The 26,116-nt window shown below is 65.5% G+C and carries 30 protein-coding genes; 15 read left to right on the top strand and 15 right to left on the bottom strand.

The window, feature by feature from the left end; all coding sequences use genetic code 11:
* Positions 1 to 101 precede the first annotated feature (101 nt).
* The 3 genes from E2E30_RS11120 to E2E30_RS11130 form a co-directional block, all read right to left on the bottom strand.
* Positions 102 to 1,217: a glycosidase gene (locus E2E30_RS11120; protein WP_133189791.1), complete on the bottom strand. Its 1,116-nt coding sequence runs from the start codon at positions 1,215 to 1,217 to the stop codon at positions 102 to 104.
* Positions 1,214 to 1,975, bottom strand: a complete 762-nt coding sequence (locus E2E30_RS11125) for an SDR family oxidoreductase (RefSeq protein ID WP_133189793.1) — start codon at positions 1,973 to 1,975, stop codon at positions 1,214 to 1,216. Before E2E30_RS11125 ends, E2E30_RS11120 begins: the two co-directional genes overlap by 4 nt.
* 167 nt (positions 1,976 to 2,142) lie before the next feature.
* Positions 2,143 to 3,003, bottom strand: coding sequence for an alpha/beta fold hydrolase (locus tag E2E30_RS11130; protein WP_133189795.1), 861 nt, complete (start codon positions 3,001 to 3,003; stop codon positions 2,143 to 2,145).
* A 70-nt stretch (positions 3,004 to 3,073) separates the two neighbouring features.
* Here E2E30_RS11130 and E2E30_RS11135 point away from each other — a divergent pair, with 70 nt between their 5' ends.
* From E2E30_RS11135 to E2E30_RS11170, 9 genes are all read left to right on the top strand, one after another.
* Positions 3,074 to 4,432 carry a protein adenylyltransferase SelO gene (locus tag E2E30_RS11135; protein ID WP_133189797.1) on the top strand — a complete coding sequence of 453 codons (1,359 nt, stop codon included), beginning with the start codon at positions 3,074 to 3,076 and terminating at the stop codon, positions 4,430 to 4,432.
* A 190-nt stretch (positions 4,433 to 4,622) separates the two neighbouring features.
* On the top strand, positions 4,623 to 6,035 hold the full coding sequence (astD, locus tag E2E30_RS11140) for a succinylglutamate-semialdehyde dehydrogenase (RefSeq protein WP_133189799.1): 1,413 nt from the start codon (positions 4,623 to 4,625) through the stop codon (positions 6,033 to 6,035).
* Positions 6,028 to 6,483, top strand: coding sequence for a GAF domain-containing protein (locus E2E30_RS11145; RefSeq protein WP_133189801.1), 456 nt, complete (start codon positions 6,028 to 6,030; stop codon positions 6,481 to 6,483). The genes astD and E2E30_RS11145 overlap by 8 nt, the downstream gene beginning before the upstream one ends.
* Positions 6,484 to 6,542: 59 nt before the next feature.
* Positions 6,543 to 6,719: a hypothetical protein gene (locus E2E30_RS20755; RefSeq protein ID WP_165954418.1), complete on the top strand. Its 177-nt coding sequence runs from the start codon at positions 6,543 to 6,545 to the stop codon at positions 6,717 to 6,719.
* A 92-nt stretch (positions 6,720 to 6,811) separates the two neighbouring features.
* Positions 6,812 to 7,600 (top strand): uroporphyrinogen-III C-methyltransferase, encoded by a 789-nt coding sequence (cobA, locus tag E2E30_RS11150; RefSeq protein ID WP_133189803.1) that lies wholly within the window; start codon positions 6,812 to 6,814, stop codon positions 7,598 to 7,600.
* Positions 7,597 to 7,893, top strand: a complete 297-nt coding sequence (locus E2E30_RS11155; RefSeq protein WP_133189805.1) for a DUF2849 domain-containing protein — start codon at positions 7,597 to 7,599, stop codon at positions 7,891 to 7,893. Before cobA ends, E2E30_RS11155 begins: the two co-directional genes overlap by 4 nt.
* A 1-nt stretch (position 7,894) precedes the next feature.
* Positions 7,895 to 9,526 carry a nitrite/sulfite reductase gene (locus tag E2E30_RS11160; RefSeq protein ID WP_133189807.1) on the top strand — a complete coding sequence of 544 codons (1,632 nt, stop codon included), beginning with the start codon at positions 7,895 to 7,897 and terminating at the stop codon, positions 9,524 to 9,526.
* Complete coding sequence (locus E2E30_RS11165; protein ID WP_133189809.1) at positions 9,519 to 9,926, top strand: DUF934 domain-containing protein; 408 nt, start codon at positions 9,519 to 9,521, stop codon at positions 9,924 to 9,926. The genes E2E30_RS11160 and E2E30_RS11165 overlap by 8 nt, the downstream gene beginning before the upstream one ends.
* Positions 9,919 to 10,674, top strand: a complete 756-nt coding sequence (locus tag E2E30_RS11170) for a phosphoadenylyl-sulfate reductase (protein ID WP_133189811.1) — start codon at positions 9,919 to 9,921, stop codon at positions 10,672 to 10,674. The genes E2E30_RS11165 and E2E30_RS11170 overlap by 8 nt, the downstream gene beginning before the upstream one ends.
* Before the next feature lie 237 nt (positions 10,675 to 10,911).
* On the opposite strand, the gene E2E30_RS11175 is transcribed toward E2E30_RS11170, so the two are convergent.
* Together E2E30_RS11175 and E2E30_RS11180 are read right to left on the bottom strand one after the other, a co-directional pair.
* Entirely contained in the window at positions 10,912 to 12,294 is a 1,383-nt protein-coding gene (locus E2E30_RS11175; RefSeq protein ID WP_133192048.1) for an RNB domain-containing ribonuclease, read from the bottom strand.
* A gap of 10 nt (positions 12,295 to 12,304) precedes the next feature.
* Entirely contained in the window at positions 12,305 to 13,807 is a 1,503-nt protein-coding gene (locus tag E2E30_RS11180) for a replicative DNA helicase (protein WP_133189813.1), read from the bottom strand.
* Positions 13,808 to 13,918: 111 nt separating this feature from the next.
* On the opposite strand from E2E30_RS11180, the gene E2E30_RS11185 reads away from it, so the two are divergent.
* Genes E2E30_RS11185 through E2E30_RS11195 form a run of 3 tightly spaced genes read left to right on the top strand, consistent with a single transcriptional unit; the run spans position 13,919 to position 15,562 of the window.
* Positions 13,919 to 14,401, top strand: coding sequence for a UPF0262 family protein (locus E2E30_RS11185; RefSeq protein WP_133189815.1), 483 nt, complete (start codon positions 13,919 to 13,921; stop codon positions 14,399 to 14,401).
* A gap of 19 nt (positions 14,402 to 14,420) precedes the next feature.
* Entirely contained in the window at positions 14,421 to 15,110 is a 690-nt protein-coding gene (locus E2E30_RS11190; RefSeq protein ID WP_133189817.1) for a glycoside hydrolase family 25 protein, read from the top strand.
* Positions 15,107 to 15,562 (top strand): cytidine deaminase, encoded by a 456-nt coding sequence (locus E2E30_RS11195; RefSeq protein WP_443018325.1) that lies wholly within the window; start codon positions 15,107 to 15,109, stop codon positions 15,560 to 15,562. Before E2E30_RS11190 ends, E2E30_RS11195 begins: the two co-directional genes overlap by 4 nt.
* Positions 15,563 to 15,683: 121 nt before the next feature.
* Here E2E30_RS11195 and E2E30_RS11200 read toward each other — a convergent pair whose 3' ends face one another.
* On the bottom strand, positions 15,684 to 16,355 hold the full coding sequence (locus E2E30_RS11200) for a hypothetical protein (RefSeq protein ID WP_133189819.1): 672 nt from the start codon (positions 16,353 to 16,355) through the stop codon (positions 15,684 to 15,686).
* A gap of 118 nt (positions 16,356 to 16,473) precedes the next feature.
* On the opposite strand from E2E30_RS11200, the gene dcd reads away from it, so the two are divergent.
* On the top strand, positions 16,474 to 17,028 hold the full coding sequence (gene dcd / locus E2E30_RS11205; protein WP_133189821.1) for a dCTP deaminase: 555 nt from the start codon (positions 16,474 to 16,476) through the stop codon (positions 17,026 to 17,028).
* 70 nt (positions 17,029 to 17,098) lie between these two features.
* Here the strand turns inward: dcd and E2E30_RS11210 are convergent, their stop codons facing one another.
* The 7 genes from E2E30_RS11210 to E2E30_RS11240 all read right to left on the bottom strand — a co-directional run bounded on the left by E2E30_RS11210 (position 17,099) and on the right by E2E30_RS11240 (position 23,645).
* Positions 17,099 to 18,916, bottom strand: coding sequence for a TadE/TadG family type IV pilus assembly protein (locus E2E30_RS11210; RefSeq protein WP_165954499.1), 1,818 nt, complete (start codon positions 18,914 to 18,916; stop codon positions 17,099 to 17,101).
* A 26-nt stretch (positions 18,917 to 18,942) separates the two neighbouring features.
* Positions 18,943 to 19,563: a hypothetical protein gene (locus E2E30_RS11215; RefSeq protein WP_165954500.1), complete on the bottom strand. Its 621-nt coding sequence runs from the start codon at positions 19,561 to 19,563 to the stop codon at positions 18,943 to 18,945.
* 47 nt (positions 19,564 to 19,610) lie between these two features.
* Positions 19,611 to 20,279 carry a TadE/TadG family type IV pilus assembly protein gene (locus E2E30_RS11220; protein WP_165954501.1) on the bottom strand — a complete coding sequence of 223 codons (669 nt, stop codon included), beginning with the start codon at positions 20,277 to 20,279 and terminating at the stop codon, positions 19,611 to 19,613.
* A 781-nt stretch (positions 20,280 to 21,060) separates the two neighbouring features.
* Positions 21,061 to 21,489 (bottom strand): ExbD/TolR family protein, encoded by a 429-nt coding sequence (locus E2E30_RS11225; protein ID WP_133189829.1) that lies wholly within the window; start codon positions 21,487 to 21,489, stop codon positions 21,061 to 21,063.
* Between the two features lie 54 nt (positions 21,490 to 21,543).
* Complete coding sequence (locus tag E2E30_RS11230; protein WP_165954502.1) at positions 21,544 to 22,026, bottom strand: ExbD/TolR family protein; 483 nt, start codon at positions 22,024 to 22,026, stop codon at positions 21,544 to 21,546.
* A 92-nt stretch (positions 22,027 to 22,118) separates the two neighbouring features.
* Positions 22,119 to 22,907: a MotA/TolQ/ExbB proton channel family protein gene (locus E2E30_RS11235; RefSeq protein ID WP_133189831.1), complete on the bottom strand. Its 789-nt coding sequence runs from the start codon at positions 22,905 to 22,907 to the stop codon at positions 22,119 to 22,121.
* A 69-nt stretch (positions 22,908 to 22,976) separates the two neighbouring features.
* Positions 22,977 to 23,645, bottom strand: coding sequence for an energy transducer TonB (locus tag E2E30_RS11240; RefSeq protein WP_189675411.1), 669 nt, complete (start codon positions 23,643 to 23,645; stop codon positions 22,977 to 22,979).
* 221 nt (positions 23,646 to 23,866) lie between these two features.
* On the opposite strand from E2E30_RS11240, the gene E2E30_RS11245 reads away from it, so the two are divergent.
* Positions 23,867 to 24,718 carry a hypothetical protein gene (locus E2E30_RS11245; RefSeq protein WP_133189833.1) on the top strand — a complete coding sequence of 284 codons (852 nt, stop codon included), beginning with the start codon at positions 23,867 to 23,869 and terminating at the stop codon, positions 24,716 to 24,718.
* Positions 24,719 to 24,751: 33 nt separating this feature from the next.
* Here the strand turns inward: E2E30_RS11245 and E2E30_RS11250 are convergent, their stop codons facing one another.
* Both E2E30_RS11250 and E2E30_RS11255 read right to left on the bottom strand, forming a co-directional pair.
* Positions 24,752 to 25,069: a Rossmann fold domain-containing protein gene (locus E2E30_RS11250; RefSeq protein ID WP_133189835.1), complete on the bottom strand. Its 318-nt coding sequence runs from the start codon at positions 25,067 to 25,069 to the stop codon at positions 24,752 to 24,754.
* Positions 25,066 to 25,437, bottom strand: a complete 372-nt coding sequence (locus tag E2E30_RS11255; RefSeq protein ID WP_133189837.1) for a dihydroneopterin aldolase — start codon at positions 25,435 to 25,437, stop codon at positions 25,066 to 25,068. Before E2E30_RS11255 ends, E2E30_RS11250 begins: the two co-directional genes overlap by 4 nt.
* Before the next feature lie 151 nt (positions 25,438 to 25,588).
* On the opposite strand from E2E30_RS11255, the gene E2E30_RS11260 reads away from it, so the two are divergent.
* Positions 25,589 to 26,101, top strand: a complete 513-nt coding sequence (locus E2E30_RS11260) for a GNAT family N-acetyltransferase (protein WP_133189839.1) — start codon at positions 25,589 to 25,591, stop codon at positions 26,099 to 26,101.
* Positions 26,102 to 26,116: the final 15 nt, after the last annotated feature.

Below are 26,116 nucleotides of genomic sequence, written 5' to 3' on the forward strand. Positions count from 1 at the left end.
GGGAGGGGCTGGGGGAGGGACGTGCCGCGGGCGCAGCGCAGGAGGTTCCAGGTCGGTCCCTCCCCTAGCCCCTCCCGCAAGCGGGAGGGGGATGAGGCAAATCAGGCGAACGCGGTCTTTGGTATATGCGTGATCCGGCAGCCGAGGTCCGCCTCGCCACTCGCCACGACATACTGATCTCCGGCGTCGGCGATCCCGGTCGTGAATACGACATTGTCGAGATACATCAGATCCTTGATCGGCTCGGTCAACGCCGGGTTGGCCTCGATCAGCGGATCGTGGCAGGTGCGCAGCACCACGCTCGGGTCGTCGCGATCGAGCACTGACCAATAGGTGCGGTACACGCCGACCACGCCCATCGGCTCGACGCCGTGCCACAGCGTTAGCCAACCCTCCTCGGTCAGGATCGGCGGTGCGCCGCCGCCCATCCGCGCGGTCGCCATCGTCTTGGCGTGCGGGCGGATGCCGGGCTTGTCGTACGGCTTCCAATGAAGCGCATCGGGCGAACTCGCGAGGTTGATCGACGGGCCCGAACGCCACTCGCTCCCCGGCGGATAGGCGAAGTACAAATCGCCAAGCGGGCGCGTCTGCGCGTAATATTTGCCGCCGATCAGCCCTTCGAAGATCAGCATGTCCTTATTCTGGTGATCGAGCACGATCCCCTCGAGCTTCCAGTCGAGCGCGTCGGCGGACGTGTACAGCGTGGTCGAATGCCGCTCGGGGCTGACCGAGCAGGTCGTCATCAAATAGCGGTCGCCGACCTTGCTGATCCGCGCATCCTCGACGCCGTAGCATTGGTACGGCGCGCGCGGCGCGATCGCCTTGTCGTAATGGACCTGCTCGACCTTCGTCCCGTCGGCGTTGAGTTCGACCGGCAGCAGCCACGACAGCGAGGTCAGCGCCATCACCTTCCACCCGCCACCGCGCATCATGAATTTGCGCGGGTCGGCGGTGTCGACATATTCGAGCGGCCAGGCGTCGAGCGCGTAGCTGTGCTCGGTCCAGCGGATCGCATGGATGTGCTGGTCGTGGATCGGCGTCTTGAGCGCCTCGGCGACGCGCACCATCAGCAACAGATTGCCATTGGGCAGCCGCGTCATTCCCGGGTTGAACGCGCCGAGCACATAAGTCTCGGCATCGACCTTCCCTGCCAGCGGCGAACGGGAAAGATCGACGTCGCCGGGCGAGAAGATCAGCGCATCATGCGAAAAGGTCATTCACCCTCCTGCGCCCGCGGGGAAATCACGAGCTGTTGGATCACGGTCCGCCGTGGCTGGGTCAGCATATAGTGCACGCCGACCGCAATGTCCTCGGCACGGAGCGAGGTTTCCTCGTGGATCATCTTGCGCTGCTCCTCGGGGGTGATGTCGGGGAGCTGCATGTTCGAGCCGGTCTTGCCGGGCTCGATCAAGCCGACCTTGATCCCCTTGGGACCGAGTTCGCGGCGGAGCGCTTCGGAGAACGCCGCGATGCCCGCCTTGATCCCGGCATAGACGGTCGAGCTCGGCCCGAGCACGTGTGCGCTCATCGAGCCGATCAGGATGATGTCGCCGTGCCCTTCGAGCTTGTCGACCGCGGCGTGCGCGCTCAGCAGATAGGCGGTGAAATCGACCGCGATCGCATAGCGCAGCTCGGGCTCGCTCATTTGCGTGAGGCCACCGGCAGCGACCGCGGCGTTGATGACCGCGCAGTCCATCCCGCCGAGATAGTCGCTGGCTTGCTTGAAGAAGCTCAGCACGTTCTCGGGATCGGACAGCTCGGTGGTGATGCCGTCGGCCTCGCCGCCGACTTCGCGGATGCGCTCGAGCGCATCGTCGAGATATTCGGGATTGCGCCCGCAAATGAACACCTTGGCACCCTCGGCTGCGAGGAGAACCGCGATCGCGCGACCGATTCCGGTGGTGCCCCCGGTGATGGCGACGCGCTTGCCTTTCAGGCTGGTCACGGCGGTATGCGCGTCGGTAACGGTCTTCATGCAGGGCTCCTGTTATGTCGTATGCAGACGCGCCGATGTGCGCGCGGTTCCGCTTCTTCTACGCCCCCCTGGAAGGGAGAGGTCGGGGGTGGGTCGGCCCGCGGCGGCGGCGGACCTCTCTTTAGGCCGACCCACCCCAGCCCCTCCCTTCAAGGGAGGGGAGGAAACTAGACCGCGATCCGAGACAATAGACGATCGATTCCCGCCACCGCGGCGGGTTCGCTCAAGCTCGGCGCATGGCCGACTTGGTCGATCGTGACAAGCTCGCCATGGTCGAGCGCCGCGACCATTTTCTCTGCGGTCGCCGCGGAGAGCACGTCCGACGCGGCGCCGCGCACGATCAGCGTCGGCACGTCCTTCAGCACCGCGAGCGCGCGCCACATGTCGGGGCCGGCTTCGTTGCCAGGCACGCGGAACGGCTCGGCGATCTTCATGTCGTAATCGAGCACGATCCGCCCCGCGCTGTTGAGCCGGTACAACCGCTTGGCCATTTCCAGCCAATCCTCGAGCGTGAAGCCGGTATAGACGTCGCCATTCGCCTCGGCGACCGCGCGCGCGGCGTGGAGCCAGGTCGGCCAGGTGTTCGACTTGCCGACATAGCCGCGGATCCGCGACAAGCCCTCGGCCATGATGTCGGGCCCGACATCGTTGAGCAGCACGCCCGCGACACTCTCATGCCCGGTACCGGCGAGCAGCATCGACACGATCCCGCCGAGCGACGTGCCGAACGCGACATAGCGATCGACACCGAGCTCGCCGAGCAGCGCCTCGACATCCTGGACATAGCTGAGCGGGACATAGCTCATCGGATCCTTGGCATAGCCGCTCTCACCGCGCCCGCGCAGGTCGATCGCGATCACGCGCCACGCGGGCGAGAGCCGACGCGCGAGCGCGTCATAATCGCGCGCGTTGCGCGTCAGGCCGGGCAGACAGAGGATCGGCGGGCGATCGGCTGGCCCCGGATAATCGCGGCAATGCAGCCGGACGCCGTCCTTCGACCACCAATATCGATTTTCATAAGGCGACATGGTCTGGTCCTGAGCCTGGGGCCAATTTCACGGGGTTGCGTCCGGCGGTCGGCGCCCTCCATATCCACGCATGAGCATCCCCCCGCAAGACTCTCGGCCCGAAACCACCATCCTCGAATTGGGCGACGGGTTCTACGATCCGGTCGCCGCCGCCGACTTTCCGCAGACGCTGCTGCGTTTCCGCAACGATCGCGCCGCCGCCGAGGTCGGGCTCGATACTCTGAGCGACGCCGACTGGCTGCGGCATTTCGGGCGGTTCGATCCGCTTCCCGGCAGCCTCGATCAGCCGCTCGCGCTGCGCTATCACGGCCACCAGTTCCGCAACTACAACCCCGAGATCGGCGATGGCCGCGGCTTTCTCTTCGCGCAGTTGCGCGATGATCGCGGCCGGTTGATGGACCTCGGCACCAAGGGCTCGGGCACGACGCCGTGGAGCCGCTTCGGCGACGGACGCCTCACGCTCAAGGGCGGAATGCGCGAAGTCCTCGCGACCGAGATGCTGCAGGCTCTGGGCGTCAATACCTCGCGCACCTTCTCGCTCATCGAAACGGGCGAAGCGCTCGAGCGCGGTGATGAGCCCTCCCCGACCCGCTCGGCGGTGATGGTGCGGCTCAGCCACGGGCATATCCGCATCGGCACGTTCCAGCGGCTCGCCTATCTGCGCGATGCCGAAGCGATGGAGCGGCTCGTCGGCTATGTGCTGCGCAACTTGTATGGCGAGGAGCCGGGCAAAGATGCGCCAGTCCGCTTGCTCGATCTGGTCGTCGATCGCACCGCGACGCTTGCCGCCAGCTACATGGCGGCAGGCTTCGTCCACGGCGTGCTCAACACCGACAACATCAACGTCACCGGCGAGAGTTTCGATTACGGGCCTTGGCGGTTCGCGCCAACGTGGGACCCGGCCTTCACTGCCGCCTATTTCGACCATGCCGGGCTCTACGCCTTCGGCCGCCAGCCCGAGGCGATCCATTGGAACGCGACGCAACTCGCGATCTCGCTGCGCGCGCTGGTCGAGGCCGAGCCGCTGATCGCGGTGCTCGATACCTTTGCCGAGCGCTATCAGAGCGCCGTCTCGGCGGCGATCCTGTGGCGGCTCGGCGTCGTGCCGCGCGATCCGACGAGCGACCGCGCGCTCGTCCAGACGATCGAGCGCGGGTTGCGCACGAGCGGCCTGGGGATCGACCGCTTCTATTTCGACGCGTTCGGCGGCCTCGCGCCCGACGGCGCGGCGTTCGACGAATTGCGCGCTGCGCTCGAGCCGTATGCGCCGCGAAAAAGCCGCGACCATCGCTATTGGCACGGCGAACCGTGCGCGATGCTGATCGACGAAGTCGAGGCGATCTGGGCGGCGATCGACCAGCGCGACGACTGGGCGCCGTTCGACGCCAAGGTCACGCAGATCCGCACTATGGGCGAAGCGCTGGCCTAACCCCTTTCCCCCTGTGGGAGAGGGAGGGAGCGCCGCAGGCGCGGAAGGGTGAGGGGGTGTGGCGGCGGCCGCGCCATCGACGTCCCCCTCACCCTTCCCACTCGCTAAGCGAGCGGGCCCCTTCCCTCTCCCACACGGGGAGCGGGAGAAGAGTAGATTCCCATCCCAATCTCAGGCAAAGACCCAATAAATGTCGTCAGAACTCCTTTCCTACGAACCCGCCACCGGGGCCGAGCTCTGGCGCGGCGCGATCGGCGATGTCGATGCCGAAGTCGCCGCCGCGCGCGCCAGCTGGGCCGGCTGGGCGGCGCAACCGCTCGCCTATCGCGTCGAGGCGCTGCGCCGCGTCGCCAATGTCGTGCGCGCCCGCGCCGACGCCTTTGCCGACATCATCGCGCGCGAAACCGGCAAACCGCTGTGGGAAGCGCATACCGAGGTCGATTCGGTCATCGCCAAGGTCGATATCTCAGTGACGGCTTATGCCGAACGCACCCCGCAGCGCCGGCTCGAGGCGCAGATGGGCAGCCGCATGGCGCTGCGCCACAAGCCGCACGGCGTGCTCGCGGTGCTCGGGCCGTACAATTTCCCGGCGCATCTGCCCAATGGGCACATCATCCCCGCGCTGCTCGCGGGCAATGCGGTGGTGTTCAAGCCGTCGGAAAAGACCCCCGCGACGGGCGAATTCCTCGTCGGCTGCTTCCATGCCGGCGGGATTCCCGAGGGCTGCCTGCGCCTGTTGATCGGCGGCGCGGCCGAGGGCAAGGCGCTCGCCGCGCATGACGGGATCGACGGGTTGCTCTTCACCGGTTCGGCGCACACCGGCATCGCGCTCAACCGCGCGTTTGCGACACGCCCCGAGAAGATCCTCGCGCTCGAAATGGGCGGCAACAACCCGATCATCGTGTGGGATTCGCCCGATCTCCACGCCGCCGCGGTCGTCGTCGTCCAATCGGCGTTCACTTCGGCGGGCCAGCGCTGCACCGCCGCGCGCCGGCTGATCGTCGACCAGAAGCTCTACGATCCGCTGATGGCCGAAGTGACCAAACTGATGAAGCGGATCATCGTCGACGAGCCGCACGCCAATCCCGCGCCGTTCATGGGCCCGGTGATCGACAATGACAGCGCCGACCTGCTGTCCGAGAGTTTCCTCGAACTGATGATGCGCGGCGGTCGCCCGATCCAGCATCTCGAACGACCGATCGCCAACCGTCCCTTCCTGCGCCCCGCGCTGATCGACACGACCGAGATGAACGACCGGCCCGATATCGAGCTGTTCGGGCCGATCCTCCAGGTGATCCGCAAGACCAGTTTCGAAGATGCGATCACCGAGGCGAACAACACGCGCTATGGCCTGTCGGCGTCGCTGCTCAGCCAGGATCCGGCGCTGTACGACCAGTTCTGGGCGAATGCGCGCGCCGGGATCGTCAACTGGAACAAGCCGACCAACGGCGCCTCGTCCAAGGCGCCGTTCGGCGGCATCGGCTGGTCGGGCAACCACCGTCCGAGTGCCTATTATGCGGCGGACTATTGCGCCTACCCTGTGGTTTCGAGCGAAGCCGATCAGGCGCGCGCGAGCATCGGGGTGGGGTTACGCGATGGGTGAAGACGCATTCCGCGTCGAACGGTTGCGCGCGGATCCCGCGGTCACGGCGATGCTGGAGCGGATTTGCGACATCACCACGATGGGCTTCGCCGCCGTCGCGCGCGTCACCGATACCCAGTGGATCGCCTGCCAAGTCGTCGATCGGATCGAATTCGGGCTCGAGGCGGGCGACGAACTCGCGCTGAAGACCACGATCTGCGACGAAATCCGCCAAAGCGGGCAAGCCGTCATCATCGACACCGTATCGGGCAATCCCGACTGGCGGACGCACCCGACACCGATCCTGTACGGGTTCGAAAGCTATATCTCCTTTCCGATTCGCCTGCCCGACGGCGCGTTCTTCGGGACGCTGTGCGCGATCGATCCGCAGCCCCGGCCGATCGGCACGCCCGCCGTCGCGCTCCTGTTCGAACGCTTCGCCGCGGAAATCGGGGCGTTGCTGGCCTGAGCGGCACCTTTGGTCGCAAAGCCGTGGAACCGTAGGCGTTCCAATGCTTTGGGCCTGGCGTGAAACACGACAAAGTGGCCGATGGCCCCACTCCCCGCGCGCGCAAATTGAAACTCGAGTCGGACAACTGCCTGGCCATCGCGATTCGCGAACGCGAGCCCGAAGTCGCCGCGATGCTGATCGACGAAGCCGCCAAACTCGCGCGGCGCGTCAAGGAGTTGCACGACAAAGCGTGATCCCCCAGCGGAGAGGTCGGCAAAAGTTTGGCTACCCCGCCCCCAAGCAAGCTTGAATTGAAGCGCGCGCTGGTCCAGCCCATCTGACAACGATGGCCATATTGCTCGATCCTACCGCGCGCGGGCGCGTTATCCTGGTTGGCGCCGGTCCCGGCGACCCCGGTCTGCTGACCGTCCGCGCGGTTGCGGCACTCGGCCAGGCCGATGTCGTGGTGTATGACGGGCTGATCGATCCGCGCGTGCTCGACCTCGCGCCTGCCAGCGCGCAGCGAATCTCGGTCGCCAAGCGGCGCGCGCGCCACACGCTGCCGCAAGAGGCGATCAACGCGCTCATCGTCGCGCAGGCGAAGGCCGGCGCGGTCGTCGTGCGGCTCAAGGGCGGCGACTCGTTCATCTTCGGGCGCGGCGGCGAGGAAGTCGAAGCGGTGCGCGCCGCCGGCCTGCCGGTCGAGGTGATCCCCGGCGTCTCGGCGGCACTCGGCTGCGCGGCAGAGGCGATGCTGCCGCTCACCCATCGCAACCATGCAAGCGCGGTCAGCTTCGTCGCGGGCCAGTGCAAGGGGCTGTCCGACCAGGACTGGTCGGGCTTGGCGGGCAAGGGCCGGACGCTCGTCATCTATATGGGCGTGGCCACTGCCGATGACATCGCCGACAAATTGATGCGCGATGGCGTCGCCCCCGAAATGCCCGTCGCGGTGCTCGAGCGCGGGACGCTCAGCGGCGCGCGCGCGATCCGGACGTTGCTCGCCGATCTCGGCCAGATGGTCGCGCGCGAGACAGTGGCGAGCCCGGCGATCATCGTCGTCGGCGAAGTCGTCGAATTGTCCGACGCCGAGGATAAGCTCGGCGCCTGGGCCAAGATTGCGGAGTCCGTTGCGTGAGAGTGTTGACCGGGAATGATTTGCCGACAGGCGACGTGGTGTGGTGGACCGGCTCGGGCTGGTCGCGCCATATCGAGGATGCGTGCGACGTCGCCGACCAGGGCGAGAGCATCGCGCATGCCGAGCAAGGCGCGCGGCGCGTAAACGTACCCTATGTGATCGACGCGACGCTCACCGCCGACGGCCCCCGCCCCGCGCACATCAAGGACCGCATCCGCGCGCTCGGTCCTACGGTGCGCGCCGATCTGACGTTGAAGCCGGCCGATCCGATGGCTGGAAGCTGGGTAATCTGAGATGTACAAATACGACCAATACGACCAGCAGATGGTCGACACCCGCGTCGAGGAATTCCGCGACCAAGTGAAGCGCCGCCTTGCGGGCCAGATCACCGAGGACCAGTTCAAGCCGCTGCGGCTGATGAACGGGCTCTATCTGCAGCTCCACGCCTATATGCTGCGCGTCGCGATCCCGTATGGCACGCTCGACAGCCGCCAGATGCACATGCTGGCCCATGTCGCGCGCAAGTACGATCGCGGCTATGGCCATTTCACGACGCGCCAGAACCTCCAGTTCAACTGGATCAAGCTCGAGGACGCGCCCGACATCCTCGCCGAACTCGCGACGGTCGAGATGCATGCGATCCAGACCTCGGGCAATTGCATCCGCAACATCTCGTCGGATCAGTATGCCGGCGCCGCCGCCGACGAGGTGACCGATCCGCGCGTGTGGGCCGAACTGCTGCGCCAGTGGAGCACCTTCCACCCCGAATTCACCTATTTGCCGCGCAAGTTCAAGATCGCGGTGATCGGCGCCGACGAGGATCGCGCCGCGATGCGGCTGCACGACATCGGCATCCAGATGGTCCGCCGTGACGGCGAGCTCGGCGGCAAGATATTCGTCGGTGGCGGCATGGGCCGCACGCCGATGATCAGCCACGAGATCCGCGATTTTGTCGGCAGCGACGATCTGCTGAGCTATCTCGAGGCGTGCCTGCGCGTCTACAATCGCTACGGCCGGCGCGACAATATCTACAAGGCGCGGATCAAGATCCTGCTCCACGAGATCGGCCCCGAAGACTATCGCCGCCAGGTCGAGGAGGAGTTCATCGCGGTCAAGGCGCTCGGGCTCGATCCGCCCAAGGCCGAGTTCGACCGGATCACTGCCTTCTTCGCACCCCCCGCGTACGAAGCGGATGCAGCGGACGCGATCGACCGCAGCGACCCCGATTTCGCGGTCTGGGTCGACCAGAACACCGCCGAGCACAAGCAGCCGGGCTATGCGATCGTCACGATCAGCCTCAAGCCGACCGGCGGCATCCCCGGCGACGCGACCGCCGAGCAGATCGACCTCATGGCCGATCTCGCCGAGCGCTACAGCTTCGACGAACTGCGCGTGACGCATGCGCAGAACATCGTCCTGCCGCACGTCCGCAAGGCCGATCTCCACACGATCTGGCAGCAGCTCGACGCGGCCGGCCTCGCGCCCGCCAATCTCGACCTGATCAGCGACATCATCGCCTGCCCCGGCCTCGATTATTGCAGCCTCGCCAATGCGCGCTCGATCCCGCTCGCGCAGAAGATCACCGAGCGCTTTGCCGATCCCGCACGCCAGCGCGACATCGGCGAGTTGAAGGTCAAGATCAGCGGCTGCATCAATGCCTGCGGGCATCACCATGCCGGGCACATCGGCATTCTCGGCGTCGACAAGAAGGGCGTCGAAAATTACCAGCTCTCGCTCGGCGGATCGGGCGCGGAGGACGTGAGTCTCGCAAAGATCACCGGCCCGGGGTTCGACGAAGACGGCGTGGTTGACGCGGTCGAAAAGGTCACCACCGTCTATCTGGCGCAGCGCGAGGGCGGCGAACGCTTCCTCGATACCTATCGCCGCATCGGCATGGAGCCGTTCAAGGAAGCGCTTTATGGTTGAGAACCAGCACGACGAACCCGCAGTGACGCTCGACGCGTTTCTCGACTCGCAGACCAACGCGACCGCGGTGCGGCTCGAGGCGGGCGACGATGCGCGCGCGCTGCTGCCGTATCTCGACCGGATCGCGCTGATCGAGGTGAGCTTCCCGAGCTTCCGCGATGGGCGGGGCTATTCGTCGGCGCGGATTTTGCGCGAGGCGGGATATACCGGCGAACTGCGCGCGCAGGGCGATGTGCTGGTCGACCAGATGCCGCTGATGCAACGCTGCGGCTTCGACAGCTTCGCGCCCGAATCGGAAATCGACCCGGCAACGCTCGAGGCTTCGCTCAAGCGCTACGAGAACGTCTATCAGAAGGCCGCCGACGGCCGCGTGCCGATCTGGGCGCGGCGGCATGGGTAACGCGCTGCGCAAGCTCGACCTGATCGACGTCGCGCCCTTCTCGCCCGCCGATGCCGCAGCGATGGAGGCACGCTTCGCCGGCGTCGACACGCGCGACATGATCGGCGAGCTGCTGACCGGCGAACTCAAGGGGCGCGTCGCGGCGGTCTCGTCGTTCGGCGCGGAGAGCGCGGTCCTGCTCCACTTGATCTCGCAGGTCGACAAGGACATTCCGGTCATCTTCCTCAACACGCAGAAGATCTTCGGCGCGACGCTCGCGTATCGTGACGGACTGTCGGAGACGCTCGGCTTCACCGACCTGCGCGTGTTTCGTCCCGATCCGCGGCTGCTTGCGGCGAAGGACGCGACGGGCTTGCGCTGGAATTACGACCCCGACGGCTGCTGCGACCTGCGCAAGGTCGAGCCATTGCGCCGGGCTTTGGCGCCGTTCGATGCGTGGATCTCGGGCCGCAAGGGCTTCCAGGCGGGCACGCGCCAGGCGATGCCGCGCTTCGAGGAGGATGAGGGTCGGCTGAAGCTCAATCCGCTCGCGGCGTGGGACAAGGCCAAGCTCGACGCCTATTTCGAAGAGCACAGGCTCCCGCGGCATCCATTGGAAGCCGAAGGCTATCCCTCGATCGGCTGCGCGCCGTGCACGAGCAAGGTGCTTCCCGGCGAAGACCCGCGCTCGGGCCGCTGGCGCGGGTGGGAGAAGGTCGAGTGCGGGATTCACGTTCCCGAGAAGCCGGGCGAGGAGCCGGTTTTTTAGGCGTATGACCCCGCTGCAGTGAACGCAGACAGTCCTAGCCAGCCCGCCGTTCTGACTCCCCTCCCTGGAAGGGAGGGGTTGGGGGTGGGTTGCTCTCAATAGGAAGGTCACCCGTGCCACGGGCCGACCCACCCCCGGCCCCTCCCTTCCAGGGAGGGGAGGAACACCGCGGTGCACCGCGATTAAAGCCTCCGTGCGCCGGTCCTTTGCTTCGTCGCCTCTTTGCGTGCTTTCGCCTTACGAAACCCGCTCGAAGTTCAAAGTCCGCGCCGTCGTGTCCGCCGCCACCAGCCGCACCGAGATCGTCTCACCCGGCTTGCCCTCGGTCTTGACGCTCGTCAGCACCGCCAGCTCGCACAGCTGGATCCGCGCGCCGTGCGCATCCGCATCGACGATCACCGCGGAGAAGATCTCGCCCTCGCGCCCCTGCAGCACCGCCGTCTCGGCCAGGTCGATCACCGCGCGGTCGATCCGCCCGCCGATCGCATCGGCGCGCGCCATCACCGGCGGCAGCGTCTCGAACGCCTGCGTCACCACTTCGGGCACTGGCTGTCCGTTGGCGATGGCGAGCGCGGCGCGCACGACATAGCGATCCGCCAACCGGCGCAGCGGCGCCGTCGCATGCGCATAGGTCGCCGCCATCGCCGCGTGCCACGGGATCACGCCGTCGCGGTACGGCGTATAGGTCGCCCCGCCCCCGCTGCGCCGCTCGGCAATCATGAAGGCGGCCTGCGCCGGGTCGGCGGCAGACAGCGTCGCTACGAACTGCGGAAGCGTCAGCGCGGCCGGCCACTCCAACCCAAGCCCCAGCGCGACATTGCGCAGCCGTTGCACCGCGCGATCGTCCGGCCCGGCCATCACGCGGAACAGCCCAGTATGGTGCGCGTGCAACAGCGCAGCGACCGCAAGGTTGGTCGCGAGCGACAGCGCGGCATTGCGGTCCTCCGACAGCAACCGCGGCTCGAACGCCAGCCGATACCCGCCCTTCCCGTCAGCAATCACATCCTGCTGTGGCGGATCGACGCGACTCGCGCCGCGCGCATCCTCGGCGGTGGCGATGCGGTTGGCGAGTTCGGCGAAATCGGGCGGGAGATTGGCCTCGGTCACGCTGTCATAGGCAAGCTTCGCCCGACTGCGGATGATCGCGCGCTCGACCCCGTCGAGCGTCGGCGTACCATCGGGCGCAACGCGCACGGTGAACACCACCGCCGGCCGCGGCCCGCTCGGCAAGAGGCTCGCCGCGCCCTCGGCGAGCACCGGCGGATAGAGTCCCGCCTTGCCGTCGGGCAGATAGAGCGTCGTGCCCCGCTTCCACGCCTCGGCGTCGATCACCCCGCCATCGTCGACGAACCACGCCACGTCGGCGATCGCATAGTGAAGCAACAGGTCCGCCCCGCTCCGCTCGATCGCGAACGCCTGATCGAGATCGGTCGAACTCGCCGGGTCGAGCGTGACGAAGGGCATGGCCGTCCGATCGACATGCGCGCTCGGCACGCGCTTGGCGGCTTCCTGCGCCGCCGCGAGCACCTGCGGCGGAAACGACTCGGGCACGCCGAACTGCGTACGGATCAGCGGCAGCCCCGCGGCCAGTACCGCGTTCGAATCGACGAGCGTCTTCAACCGCGCAGCCTCAATAGCCGCCGCCACCGACCACGACGTCGCTGAAGCGCGTGATGTGCGGCTCGAACTTGAGCATCACCTTGCCGGTCGAGCCGTGGCGCTGCTTGGCAATGATCAGTTCCGCCAGGCCATCGACGCGCGAGAGATGCTCGGACCATTGCGCGTGCTTGTCCTGCACCCCAGCCGGGCTGTTCGCGCTCGGGATCTCGGGCTGCGCCATGTTGAGATAATAATCCTCGCGATAGACGAACATCACCATGTCGGCGTCCTGCTCGATCGATCCCGATTCGCGCAGATCCGACAGCAGCGGGCGCTTGTCCTCGCGCTGCTCGACCGCGCGGCTGAGCTGCGACAGCGCCATCACCGGCACGTTGAGATCCTTCGCGACGCCCTTGAGGCCACGGCTGATCTCCGAGATTTCCTGCACACGCCCGTCGCCCGAACTCTTCGCCGAGCCCGACAGCAGCTGAAGATAATCGACGATGATCAGCCCGAGCTGGTTGTTGTGCCGCCGCTGCAACCGCCGCGCACGCGTGTGGAGCGAGGCGATCGAGAGGTTGGCGGTATCATCGATGAACAGCGGCAGATTCTCGAGCTCGGCCGCGGTCGTCGCGAGCGCCTGGAATTCATGCCGGCTGATCTTGCCCGAACGCAACACGTCCGAATTGATTCGCGCCTGCTCGGAGAGCACGCGCCCCGCCAACTGATCGGCCGACATTTCCAGGCTGAAGAACGCGACCTTCGCGCCGAGCGAGCGCTCGGGGTCGATCCCGTCGGCCATGTCGCGCATCCAGCGCTGCGCCGCGTTGAACGCGATATTGGTGGCGAGCGAGGTCTTGCCCATGCCCGGACGCCCGGCGAGGATCATCAAGTCGGAGCGGTGCATGCCGCCGATCTTGGTGTTGATGCTCTCGATCCCCGTCGTGATGCCCGAGATATGCCCGCCGGAATTGAGCGCCACTTCGGCCATCTTGAGCGTCGTCTTGGCGGCCTGCAGGAAGCTCTTGGTCTGGCTCTCGGTCGCGCCGTCGGAGGCGACCTTGTAGAGTTCCTCCTCGGCCGCTTCGATCTGCGCGCGCGGGTTGACCTCTTCCGACGTATCCATCGCGCGATCGACGAGGCCGCGGCCGACCGTCACCAGCGTGCGCAGCATCGCCAGATCATAGATCTGCTTGGCGAACTGCCGCGCGCCGATCAGCCCCGCGCCCGAGCCGGTGAGCTGCGCGAGATAGGCGGGGCCGCCCAGCTCGCGCATCCCGGCGTCCTGTTCGAACATCGGGCGCAGCGTGACGGGGCTCGCGAGCATGTCGTTGCCGCGCAACGTCTTGATCGCGCTGAAGATGCGGCCGTGGAGCGGCTCGAAGAAATGTTCCGCGTCGAGCCGGTCGATCAGATCGTCGGCGAGGCGGTTGTCGATCATCATCGCGCCGAGCATCGCGGCTTCGGCTTCGACGTTCTGTGGTAGCGATACGGTTTCGGGAACGGGCGGTGTGGGGAGGAATGCTGTGGCCATGGCGCTCTCATCCCACTCGGCGCCTGCCCACTCAAGCGGATTGCGCTCACCCGGGTGTGAATCCCGTGGGCGGATGTTGTCCCCTGGCCCCGCCCCCGCTACGGCGTAATCATGGCCGATCCGCGCATCATTGCCGTGACTCTCGACGAACGCACGATCCTGTGGCGGTCGGCCGATATCGAGCAAGAGCGCCGCATCGCGATCTTCGATCTGATCGAAGGCAACCATTTCGCGCCGCAAAGGGCGTATCCCGATGGCTATGCCGGCCCCTACCGGATCGCGCTCAGCGTCGAGGAAGGCCGGCTCGGCATCGCGATCCACCGCGCGGACGACAGCCATCTCGAGACCTATGTGCTCGGCATGGGGCGCTTCCGCCGCCCGATCAAAGACTATTTCGCGATCTGCGACAGCTATTACCAGGCGATCCGAAACGCGACACCGGCGCAGATCGAGACGGTGGACATGGCGCGGCGCGGCATCCACAACGAAGCGGCGGAGCTGCTCAAAGAGCGGCTGGAGGGCAAGATCGAGATCGACTTCGACACCGCCCGCCGGCTGTTCACGCTGATCTGCGTACTTCATATCAAGGGCTGACCGCCCGAACGGGACTATCGTGTTAAAATATCGCCTGTGGGGCATCCGGGTCGGGCTGTACGCCACGATCGCCGGCGTACTTGCCCTTGCTGCCATCATTCTCTGGGTGCTCGCGCTGAGCTGGCGGCCGACCGACCGCTTCGCGTTCCAGGGGCTCGACGTGTCCGCCGCCAATGGCGAGATCGACTGGTTTGCCGTCAAGCGCGGCGGCGCTGATTTCGCCTATGTCCGCGCAACCGCCGCCGATCAGCGCGACCCGCGCTTCGAGGCGAACTGGGCGGCAGTCGCCGAGACGGGGATGCGCCGCGGCGCGAGCCATGCCTATTCGCTGTGCCGCCTCGCCGCCGATCAGGCCAACGCCTTCAACACGATCGTCGCGCGCGACGATGGCGCGCTCCCCACCGCGCTCGAGCTCGATTTCAGCGACGACTGCACGGCGCGGCCGACCGCGCCGATCGTGCTCGACGAGCTTCGGCGCTTCATCACGATGGTCGAATCGCATACCGGCAAGCCGCTGCTGATCAAGGTCAGCAAGCGCTTCGATGCGGCATACGGCGTGACGCTGGCGATTCCCCGCCCGGTCTGGGCGATGCAGGATTTCTTCCCGCCCGATTATCCGGCAAGGCGCTGGCGGATGTGGCAGGCAAGCGACATGCGGCGCATCGACGGGGTCGATGGGCCGGTCCATTGGGATGTAGTGGCACCATGACGATGCAAGAAACCTTGATCACCGCAGCGCGCGCCGCCGCGTTGAACGCACACGCCCCCTATTCGCGCTTCGCGGTCGGTGCGGCGGTGCTACTCGCCGACGGGCGGATCGTCACCGGCGCCAATTTCGAGAATGCGAGCTATGGCCTGTCGCTCTGCGCCGAAACGGTCGCGCTTGCCACGGTCAACAGCGCGGGCGATTTCCGCGACGTGATCGAGATCGGCGTGATTGGCGGCGCGATGGATGCCGAGGGGCGTCCGACGGGAACCGCGCCGGTCGGCCCGTGCGGCCGCTGCCGCCAGGTGATCAACGAAGCCGCGCAGATCGGCGGGCGAGATATCGTCGTGTGGTGCGGCGCGGCCGAGGGCGACGCCGTCGAGCGCTATCTGTTGAGCGAATTGCTGCCGCATGCCTTCGGGCCGGCGGATCTGGGGTTGGGGCCGAAAGCGTAATCGCGAGGTTGCCGCTCCCCGGCGAAGGCCGGGGCCCAGTCGCGAGCGTTCGGTGGTCGAACGCGACGCCACCCTTGCAACGCCCGCATCTGGGCCCCGGCCTTCGCCGGGGAGCGTCGCGTCAGTCCACCTTCGATGCCCCAGCGAACAGCGCATCGACCGAGCCGCCATTGGCGCGCAACGCTGCCTCCACCCGCTTGCGCCCGTCATAATAGCGCAGCGCCGGAACGCTGCGATGCCCCGCCTTGAGCAAAGCCGCATCTCGGTCCGACAGGCTCCCCCCGCCCGCCACCAGATCGCAATATCCCTCGCGCAGCCACGCTGGATAGACGACATCGGCGGCGACGCCGTAGCGCGCGCGGATCAGCCCGTGGGTGCGCTCGTGCGCGATCACGCCCGACAGGCTGCGCTGTCCCGCGATCGCCCCGCCGTTGAAAACCACGTCGCGCGCGGCATCGCTGCGGTTGACGACGATCGTCTCGCCGAACCCGCGCGAGAGCGCGAACGCACCCGACGTCTGCAAGGCGAGCGCCCGCCAGCGCCAGCCGCCATCGGTCAGGAAGATGCGCCGACCATAGCCCGACCCGAAGATCGCGCTCTTGCGCAGCAGCGCGTCGGATTGCGCCAGAAGCTGCGGCATCGTCGCCGGCAGCGCCCGTTCGGAATAGACGACGGTATCGCCGATGATCTGGCGATGCGGAAAGGCCAGCACCTCGGGCGCGAGCACCACGGTGCCCAGCCCGACCCCGGCCAGCACAAGCCCGCGATTGAAAAGCCTATGCCATCGTCGCATCGATCCATCTCCCCGTGCGTGTATTACTATGACAGCACACCAAGGTCCACGCAATAGCGCCTTGCCCGTCCCCGCATTTCCGGCAACAGGCTGGCGGCAACCAACAGGGAGCCTTCACATGTCGATCATGTCCGACCGCTGGATTCGCGAGCAGGCGCTGACCACCGGGATGATCGAGCCGTTCGTCGACGGCCAGAAGCGCGACGGCTGCATCAGCTACGGCCTGTCGTCCTACGGCTATGACGCGCGCGTGTCCGACGAGTTCAAAATCTTCACCAACATCGACAGCGTGATCGTCGACCCCAAGGACTTTGCCGCCAACAGCTTCGTCGACCGCAAGACCGATTGCTGCATCATCCCGCCCAACAGCTTCGCGCTGGCGCGCACGGTCGAGTATTTCCGCGTTCCGCGTGACGTGCTGGTGATCTGCCTCGGCAAGTCGACCTATGCGCGCTGCGGGATCATCGTCAATGTCACCCCGCTCGAGCCCGGCTGGGAGGGGCACGTCACGCTCGAATTTTCGAACACCACCCCCCTGCCCGCGAAGATCTACGCCAATGAAGGCGCGTGCCAGTTCCTCTTCCTCGAAGGCAACGAGCCGTGCGAGACGAGCTATGCCGACCGCGCGGGCAAATATATGGGGCAGCGCGGGGTCACGCTGCCGCGGTTGTAAGCGCGCCGCCGCGGACGCGTGCCGCACGACGCGCGCGCGCGCGTCGGCAACGGTCGATCGCGTTGCGCGATCACTGGACGAGGCGCGAAGTCTGGAGCGCAGTGGAGAACAGCTGCTGGAGTGCGGTGATGATGCTGTCGTTAGCGGTCACCGTCTGCACAAGCGCGGCCCCGTTGGTCCCGGGCGAGGCGCACTGCTGCAACGCGGTCAACACCTTGTCCGAGGTTCCCGCACTGCTGCCCGAATACGGCGCGGGAGGGGGTGGCAGGAATGGCGCGACATTGGTTTGCGACCAAGCATCGTTGGCCAGCGCCTCGGGCAGATACTGGGTGTAGAGGATTGCGATCTTGATCCCCTTTGCCTTGATCGCCGTGCAGATCGTCTGATCACTGCTCCGCAGCGGCCCGAAATAGCGGCTGGGCTGGTCCACCATGCCATCTGTCACGAGGAACAGAATTTTCTGTGGGGTGACCCCGGGCGCGCCTGAACCAGCCGTCGGGATGAGGCCGTTCATCGTCGTCAGCATATTGGATATTTCGGTGGCTTGATCGTTGGTGTTCGTCGTGCTGGTCGGTTGGCTGTTCTGCCACCATAAATCATCGTTCGGAAACAACGAGGCTGCCGAGAAATTGCTGCCATACGATGCGACATTGGTGAGCGTATTCAGCGTTTTGACGGGGGAGGTGTTCCCCGACCGCGTCCAGTCGAACGAGAACATCTGCGCTTGATAGGTGACTTTGAACTGCTGGGCCTGATTTGCAGCGAAGGGGATCAATTGGCTGGCCGCGGAGACCACGTCATCCTTGCGCAACGTGATGCTGGCGGGACTCCCATAGAGGAGCCCGTAATTGTGCGTCAGCCAATAGCCGTCCGCCCAATAGCCGGTGTCATAGGTAGACGACGAACTCGATGTGCTCCCGGTCGTGCTGGTCGTGGTCGAAGTACCGAATGGCGGCGTGATTTTCACGACCGTCGTCGGGGTGGAAGCTGTCGTCTTGGTGATCGTCACCGGCCCGCTGTTACTATCGGTGATGGAGTAGGTAACCACGGTTGCGGTCGTTACGGTGGTCGTCGTTGTCGTTGGGTTTAACCACGTCCCACCCGTTGTGCTTGGGCCAGAAACCGATGACGATGACGCAGGATTTAGGGGTTTTTGCGAACTATCGAAGAGAATTTTGGTCGTTGGATTATAGAGATAGTATACGTTCTGGTTGGATGCACCGGCGGTATAATAGCTAGACGACAATAATACCTGCAGCCCGGCGCTGTTCGTCACATTGATCGAATCATTGTGCGGCAACGATTCATGGCAGGAAAAGGCGCAGCCGGTAACCTTCTGGATCTTGCTGATCCCGTCCGACGTCGCGGGCAGAAGCATCGATGGGGAATTGTCCATCGCCAGGTAGAAATCGACATTGGGCGGCTGCGCTGCATTGGCCGTCGCGGTGCCACGCACCGTCAGCGTCGTCGCACCAAGGATCCCGCCAAAGATGTTGATCGATTGTGCGGTGTAGGCGACGGTTGCCGTGCGGAGTGCAGCCAGTGTCTGGCCGCTGCCCGAGGCGCTCGCCGTTATGGTGACGGTCCGTTGTATCCCCTGATAGCCGCCGATCGCCAAGGCTTGTGCGTCGAACATGGCATAGGCTGCATCCGACGGATCGGTACCCGTCCGCAGGATCATCGCGGGCGAAACCGCCGCCAGCGCCGCTGCATCGGCCGCGGAGTTCAAATGCGTCTGGAGCCGCATGGCGCGCGCATAGTCGATACCGAAACCCGTCGCGAAGGTCAGCGGAATGATGGCAAACCCCATGATCATGAGAACGCCACCCCTTCGGTCGGCGTTCAACCGACGAAGGAGCCTCACCACGGCGACCCAGGGCTGAAACATGCGAGCGCTCTTCATCATCCGTACACCTAGTATAGACGAGGGGACATGTAGATGGTGTCGGTCAGTCTCATCGTCGGCAAGGACAAGACGCTGACGCCTGGCGTATAGCTGTAGTTGACGGTCCCGACGAACAGCCAGCCACCCGCGGTACCGACTTGGGTCTTGGTGCTGGTGCCCGGCGCGAAGTTCGTGCACACGTTCGAGCCGTCCGGCGAAACGGGAACCATCGGGGCCGTGACCATCGAACTCGGGATCGAAATCACATTCGCGGCAGACTGTGTCTGGTTCGCGGGGAGCGTCCCGGCGGTGTGGGTCGACGTCACCGCCGACACGGCGCTGCCATCGACGGTCTGCGTTTGAGCCTGGGTCCAAACGACATAGGCGTGCGTCGCGTCGCAGATTCGCAGGAGCGAGATTTGCTCGGTTGCGTTGTTGAGCGCGTACGGCGCCAGGGCAACCGCGCTCGCGCTGAGGTACGACGTCGCGCTCGCGTCTTGCGGCTTGTTGTAGATGATCGCTGGCGACATGGTTCGGCTGACCAGGTCGACCAGCGAACGCGTCGCCGTGGTAACCTTGCGCGTCGACGAGATCATATCCATCGTCGCGTACCCGCCAAGATACATCACGATGAGCACGGGCAGGCACATTGCAAACTCGACGAGGGCGACCCCGCGCGTGCTATCGACCAGGCGCCTCAGCACGAGGTCTGCCCCGAATTGCACGAATAGGCCTCGGTCGTTGATACAGACGTCGCCACGAGCATGCGATTGCCGTTGGGCTGGTTCGTGAGGTTCAAACCCAAGGGGCCGACGCCCGTCGGCCACAGATAGATGAGTTGCAGGACAACGATCTGGCTTTGCCCGTTGCCGTTCGACTGGGTGTTATAGCCGGTATTCGTCGACGTTATGACGCCTTGGCTGTTGTAGGTGAACGTCGGAGCCGTCGTGCTCGCGACATTGTACGTGTTCGCGGTGCTGACGTTGACCGTGAGCCGACTGCACGACAGCATCGGTGGCAGCAACGGCGCAATGGTGACGGCAGCGCCGCTCGCGTTGGTGCCGGTGGTCCCGTTGCAGATCGCATTCTTCAAGTCGCTCGCGGACATTCCGACGGTGCCGTTGGCCAGCCGGATCGTTTGCGCGGATCCTGTCAGCAACAAGCGCGCCGACGCCAGGGCCGCCGTCTCGAGCATCTGCTGCGCCAGGAAGATTAATGCAGTATAGAGGATCGCGAGCACAAGGCCGATGAAAGCCGGCCCAACAATCGCGAATTCGACCGCGGCAGTCCCATCACACCGTTTCGCAATAGTCCCGACGCGCGAGAGACCGCATGATGCCCGGTTAATTGCGCGCAATAGCTTCACCGACGGTCCCCTTGCGGTATCGATAAGTCTCTTCTGCTTCAGATTTCGTTAATGCTCCTGGGAAAACAGTATTAAATGGGACGGATCAGCCCATCCTCATGAGGTTTCGCCTGATCGGATCGACCTCAAACATAAATCAAGTTTCATTTTTGCGATGTCGGCGCCAGCAAGCTGCTTCGGCGCAAGCATAGCCGGGCGGCCCCGCACTTCGTTCGGAATAGCATGGTGCAAGCGGCCATTGGCCAACATCCACGAACGGGCGCTTTTTTGGGGGGGTGCAAAGCGTACGGCACGGACGGGCGGTCGGACGCGTAATTGGCGCTATCCTACATCGATCGGGTCGCGATATTTTCGGACTGTTCTTTCCGATCCGCGATGCCGCAGGCCTCGCGGCGGCGCCAGCATCGGACGCGCACCAGCGTGTCGAGCCGCTGGTGACACCTATAGATCAGGCAAGATTTGGCAACGCTCGACTTTGTAAAACACGCGTCTGGGGGGGCGATCGAGCCAAGCGCCCGGAGCGCGACAGGTGCGATTGGCCGGCTTTTCGCGCCGCTGGGCAGCACTCCTGCGACTCGCCGCCACGGCTTGTGGCGATGGCGACTTGGGGGGCCGGTCACTGCCTAGCGCGGACCGCCCGATCGCCTGCGGATGTCCGCCCGGTCGTTGCAGCGGGAATGCGGAGCCCCGGCGGCAAGCCCCCGCCTGTCGCGGCGCCTCGGCCAAAAAAAAGGCGGCCCCGAAGGACCGCCCTGATTGTGCGTCGATGGTCGCGAACGCCTTAGAAGTCGTTGCGATACTGCTCGTTGCCGATGAAGCCGAGCTTCGAGACGTTCGACCGCTTGATGATCGCGAGGATCTGGTCGACCTTCTCGTACTTTGCCGCCGGGTCGGGCTGGAAGTGCAGCTCGGGCTCGGGGTTCAGCTGCGTCGTCTGCGTCAGATACTGCTGCAGCGTTGCCGGGTCGGTCGCCGCGCCGTTCCACAGCACGACGCCGTCGGGCTGGATCACGATCTTGTTCTTTTGCGGGTCGATCAAGGGCTTGGTCTGGTTCGGGTCGTTGATCGGAAGATCGACCTTCACCGCGTGCGTCTGGATCGGGATGGTGATGATGAACATGATGAGGAGCACGAGCATGACGTCGATCAACGGCGTCGTGTTCATGTCCATCATCGGCTGGTCGTCAGCACGCCCTGCGCTAATTGCCATGTCAAATACTCCCTGCGGCGAGGCCGCAAATCAAATGCGCTGCTGCAGCAGCGATCACGAAGACGGACCGCCCGTGGGAGGGGGTTCCGAAATGAAGCCAACCTTGGCGAAGCCTGCCGACTGCATCGTGTAGATTGCACCGCCAATGCAGCGATACGGAGTCTCGACGTCGCCGCGGATATGCGCCTCGGGAAGGTCGTCGGTCGTCAAGTTCGCGGCGCCGCCGGCCTTGTCGACGATTTCCTTGAGCTTGTCGGTCGCACGCTTGAGCAGTTCCTCATGCGTCACCGGCGTCTGGCCCCAGAACACCGCGCAGCTGCCGTCTGGCTTGCGCGTGATCGAGAGCGACACGTTCTCGGGCTTGGTCACGGTCGGATCGTAGCGCACGTCCGGGAGCTTCAGCTTGACGGTCTGCACGATCGCCGGGATCGTGATGAGGAAGATGATGAGCAACACCAGCATGACGTCGACGAGCGGCGTCGTATTGATGTCGGACATCGGGGCGTCATCGCCGCCGCCACCTGTACTAATCGCCATGAAAGGCCATCCTATTCGTATCGGTCAGGCCGCCCGACATACCGGGCGGCGAAGGAAGCGGGGCCGCCGAGCGGCGGCCCCGTTCGGTAGTCTTAGACGCGGGTCTGCACGCCGCCGGCCTGGCCAGCCGTCGTGGTCGTCACAGCGGGCTTCGCTGCAGCAACCGGAGCCTTCTTGCCCGGTGCATGCGGACGAACCGCACCGTTCGATGCAAGGTAGCCGAGCACGTCGTTCGAGAAGGCCGAGAGATGCTCGGCGATCGCCTTGTTGCGACGCTGCAGCCAGTTGAAGGCGAGCACGGCCGGAACCGCGACGACCAGACCGAAGGCGGTCATGATCAGCGACTCACCGACCGGGCCTGCGACCTTGTCGATCGATGCCTGGCCAGCCTGGCCGATGCCGATCAGTGCGCGGTAAATACCGAGAACCGTACCGAACAGACCGACGAACGGTGCGGTTGCGCCGACCGTTGCGAGGAAGGCGAGACCGCCACCGAGCTGCGAGTTGATGATCGCTTCCGAGCGAGCGAGCGAGCCGTGCAGCCAGTCATGCGCTTCGACCGGATCGGTCAGACGCGAATGCTGCTCCTGGGCTTCGATGCCGTCGTCGACGATCTGCTTGTAGGCCGAGTTCTTCTCGAGCTTGGCAGCGCCTTCGCGCAGCGAGTTCGACGCCCAGAAGGTCGCACGGACGCGACGGCCCTGGTTGATGATCTTCTGCTGCTCGAAGATCTTGGTGAACAAGATGTAGAGCGTGAAGAACAGGAAGATCGTAAGGATGCCAGCGGTCGTCCAGGTGACGGGGCCGCCCTGCTTCATCGCGTTCATGAAGCCGAAATTGTCTGCGGCGTTGGCACCGGCAGCGAGGATGATGGTGGACATTAGGGGAACTTCCTTCTCGACAAGATGACCGTGGGGCCCCTTCCCGGGCCCGCACGGCTAGGATTGGTTTTATTCTGGCAAGCGCCACACGACGTTGCGCGACGAAGCGGAACGGATGGGGTTGCCGCTCTGGTCCATCGCCGGCGAATACCGCCCGCGACGCGTGATGTTCGAGCAGGCCGCGCGATCGAGCGACGAGTTGCCGCTGGATGCGACGACGACACAGTTCTCAACACGACCAGCGGTATTGATTTCCCACTTGATCTTGCTGGTACCCTGCGCCTCTGCGCTCAGCGCGTCGGAAGGATAATCGTCGGTGGTCACCCACTGCGACGGATCGCCCTTGGGGCCCGCGGCCTTGCTGACCACGGGTGCGGGGGGTGCCGCGACCGGGACAGGAGCAGGCGCTGCGGCGCGAACCGTGATCGGCGCAGCCGGCGGCGGCGTGACGACCGTAGCGATCGGCGGCGGCGGCGACTGGACGCGCACGATCGGCGGCGGCGACACGACCGGTGGGGTCTGCAGCTGCGGCTGTTCGGGCGGCGGGGGGGGCGGCTTGTCTGGTGGAGGGGGCGGCGGTTCGACGACGTCGAAGGTGTTAAGCTTCTCGGTCACCTTTTTGATGTACTTGAAGGTCAGCCCGTTCACGAAACCCCACGCGAACAGCGCGACAATGACCGAAACGATCACGATCGACACCACTTTGCTGCCACTCGTATTGCGATCAGCGTATGCCATTCAGAAACGAAACTCCTCTATTCCGGCACGACGGTCCAAGCCGATCCGTAACGTCCGCTCGTTATCCGGCCTGTCATGGGCTAGTGTATCCTGGACAGACCACAACCTCTATCGTGCCAAAAACCACGACGCAAACGCTTTGTCTCGCGCAACAAACGTACAACCTCACCGTGGCAGAATTATTTCTGTTTAAAAATGTCGTGACCAGCTAATCCAGCAGCATGCCGATACCGCTTAAATTCGCTCTCGCAGCCGCCCTGCTCGGCCTGCCCGCAACCCTCGCCGCAGGGCAGCAAACCCGTGCAAATCCGACAGATGTCGCGATTCCGGCGTTATACTATGCCGACTATGCCGACCTCGTCGTCGCGGCGCCGGTGATCGTCGATGCGACGATCCGCAGCCAGCTTCGGCTCAAGCCTGCCGATGCGCCGGACCTCCCACCGAATATCGTGCGACTGTACGTCGAGGCCGACGTCACCGCGCTGATTCGCGGCACCACCGCCGTTCCGCCGCGGCTCGGCTACACGCTCGACGTCCCGCTCGATGCCCATGGGCGAGTCCCGCGCTATCGCAAGGCGCGGGTGCTGTTGTTCGCGCGCAGTGTCGCAAGCAACGCTGGCCAGGTCCAGCTCGTCCGGCCCGACGGGCAGCGCAGCTGGACCCCGACGGGCGACGGGCTCACCCGCCGAATCGTCCGCGAAGTGCTCGCCCCCGACGCGCCGCCAACGGTGACCGGCATCGGCAATGCCGTCCATACGCGCGGCGATCTGCCCGGCTCGGGCCAGACGCAGATCTTCCTTACGACCAGCGACAGCCGTCCGATCTCGTTCGATATCGAGCGCAAACCCGATCAGCCGCCGCATTGGGTGATCGCGCTCAGCGAAGTGGTCGACCAATCTGCCCCACCACCGGCGCGCGATACGCTCTTGTGGTACCGCCTCGCCTGCACCCTGCCCGCCACGCTGCCCGACACCTCGGTCCCGCAAAGCGGCGACGATGCGACGATCGCGCGCGAAGATTATGCGCTGGTCGTCCGCGAGCTCGGCGCGTGCGAGCGCGGGGGGCGACGCTAGAAACACCCCCGGGCGCAAGGCAGGAGTGACGGTTTAGCGAACCTCGAGCACCTGCCCGGTCGTCGAATGTGCGCTGACGAGATAGTCGGCCGCAGCGACCACGGCGTCGCAGTTCGCATCCGCCGCCACATCGAGCGCGGCAAGGCGCGTGTGCGGCGCAAGTTCGACCGCGAGCGGCGTGACCGCCGCCAGCAGCATGGCGCGATCGAGCGCTGCAACGCGCGCGTCGATCACCAGCAAGATCATCCCGGATTCGCGCGGCACCGTACGCACTGCGGCGACCGCGTCGCGATCATCGCCGAAAACCAGTGCCGCGCGCGTGCCCACCGCCGCCGCGAGCGCCGCCCTCACCGCCGGTTCCGCACCAGGGTAATGCCGATCGACTCGCCCGCCTCGGCGATGGCGAGCTTGACGATCGACACCTCGACGCGCGTGACCCGGCTGTCCTGCAGGAACAGCGTCTCGCAGATATGGTCTGCCACCGCCTCGACCAGCTTGAAATGCACGCCCGTCGGCAGCGCGGTCGTCGCCGCGTGCTTGAGGTCGAGATAGTTCTTCGAGGCGGCCAGCGGCGTCTCGGGATCGAAGCGATCGGGCACCGCCAGATCGACCGTCAGCGAGATCCGCAGCGGCTGCGGCAAATGCGTCTCCTCCGAATAGATGCCGGTCAGCACCATCACTTCGAGGTCGTGCACGTTGAGCGTCAAACGGTCGGTCAAATCGATCCCAATCCTGGTCGTATCGCCGCGCCCCATAGCAGAAGTCGCCGTGTGAGGAACCTTTGCCCTACGATGACGCTTGCGTTGGGGCAGATCGGGGGTAAAGCGCGCGGCCCGCGTGCTGCCATGCGGCCATGAAGGATCAACGCCCGTGATCGAGGTCTTGCCGATTGCCGCTGTCGCACCCGACGCCGTCGAGGCGTTGCTCGACCGTGCCTTCGGGACCGACCGCCACGGCCGAACGGCATACCGAATCCGCGAAGGCATGACCGCGATCCCCGCGCTGAGCCTCGCCGCGGTCGAGGACGGCGCGTTGATCGGCACGATCCAGTGCTGGCCGATTCGCTTCGCCGGTGACGACGGCGGCGACGTCGCGATGGTGCAAGTCGGCCCCGTCGCGGTCGCGCCCGACCGCCAGCAAGGCGGCATCGGCCGCATGCTGACCGCGCGCGCACTGGCCGCAGCCGAAGCCCCGGGGCTCGACGATGCGCTGACGCTGATCGGCGACCCCGAATATTACAGCCGCTTCTTCGGCTTCGACGCATCGCGCACAGCCGCGTGGCGCGTGCCCGGCCCGGTCGAGCGGCATCGCCTGCTCGCCCGCGGCGCGAACGTTCCGACCGGCGCCGGCCTGCTCGGACCGCGCGTGGCAGCCTTGGTCTGACGCGACGCGGCTTTA

Source organism: Sphingomonas sp. AAP5, assembly GCF_004354345.1.
GTDB lineage: Bacteria > Pseudomonadota > Alphaproteobacteria > Sphingomonadales > Sphingomonadaceae > Sphingomonas > Sphingomonas glacialis.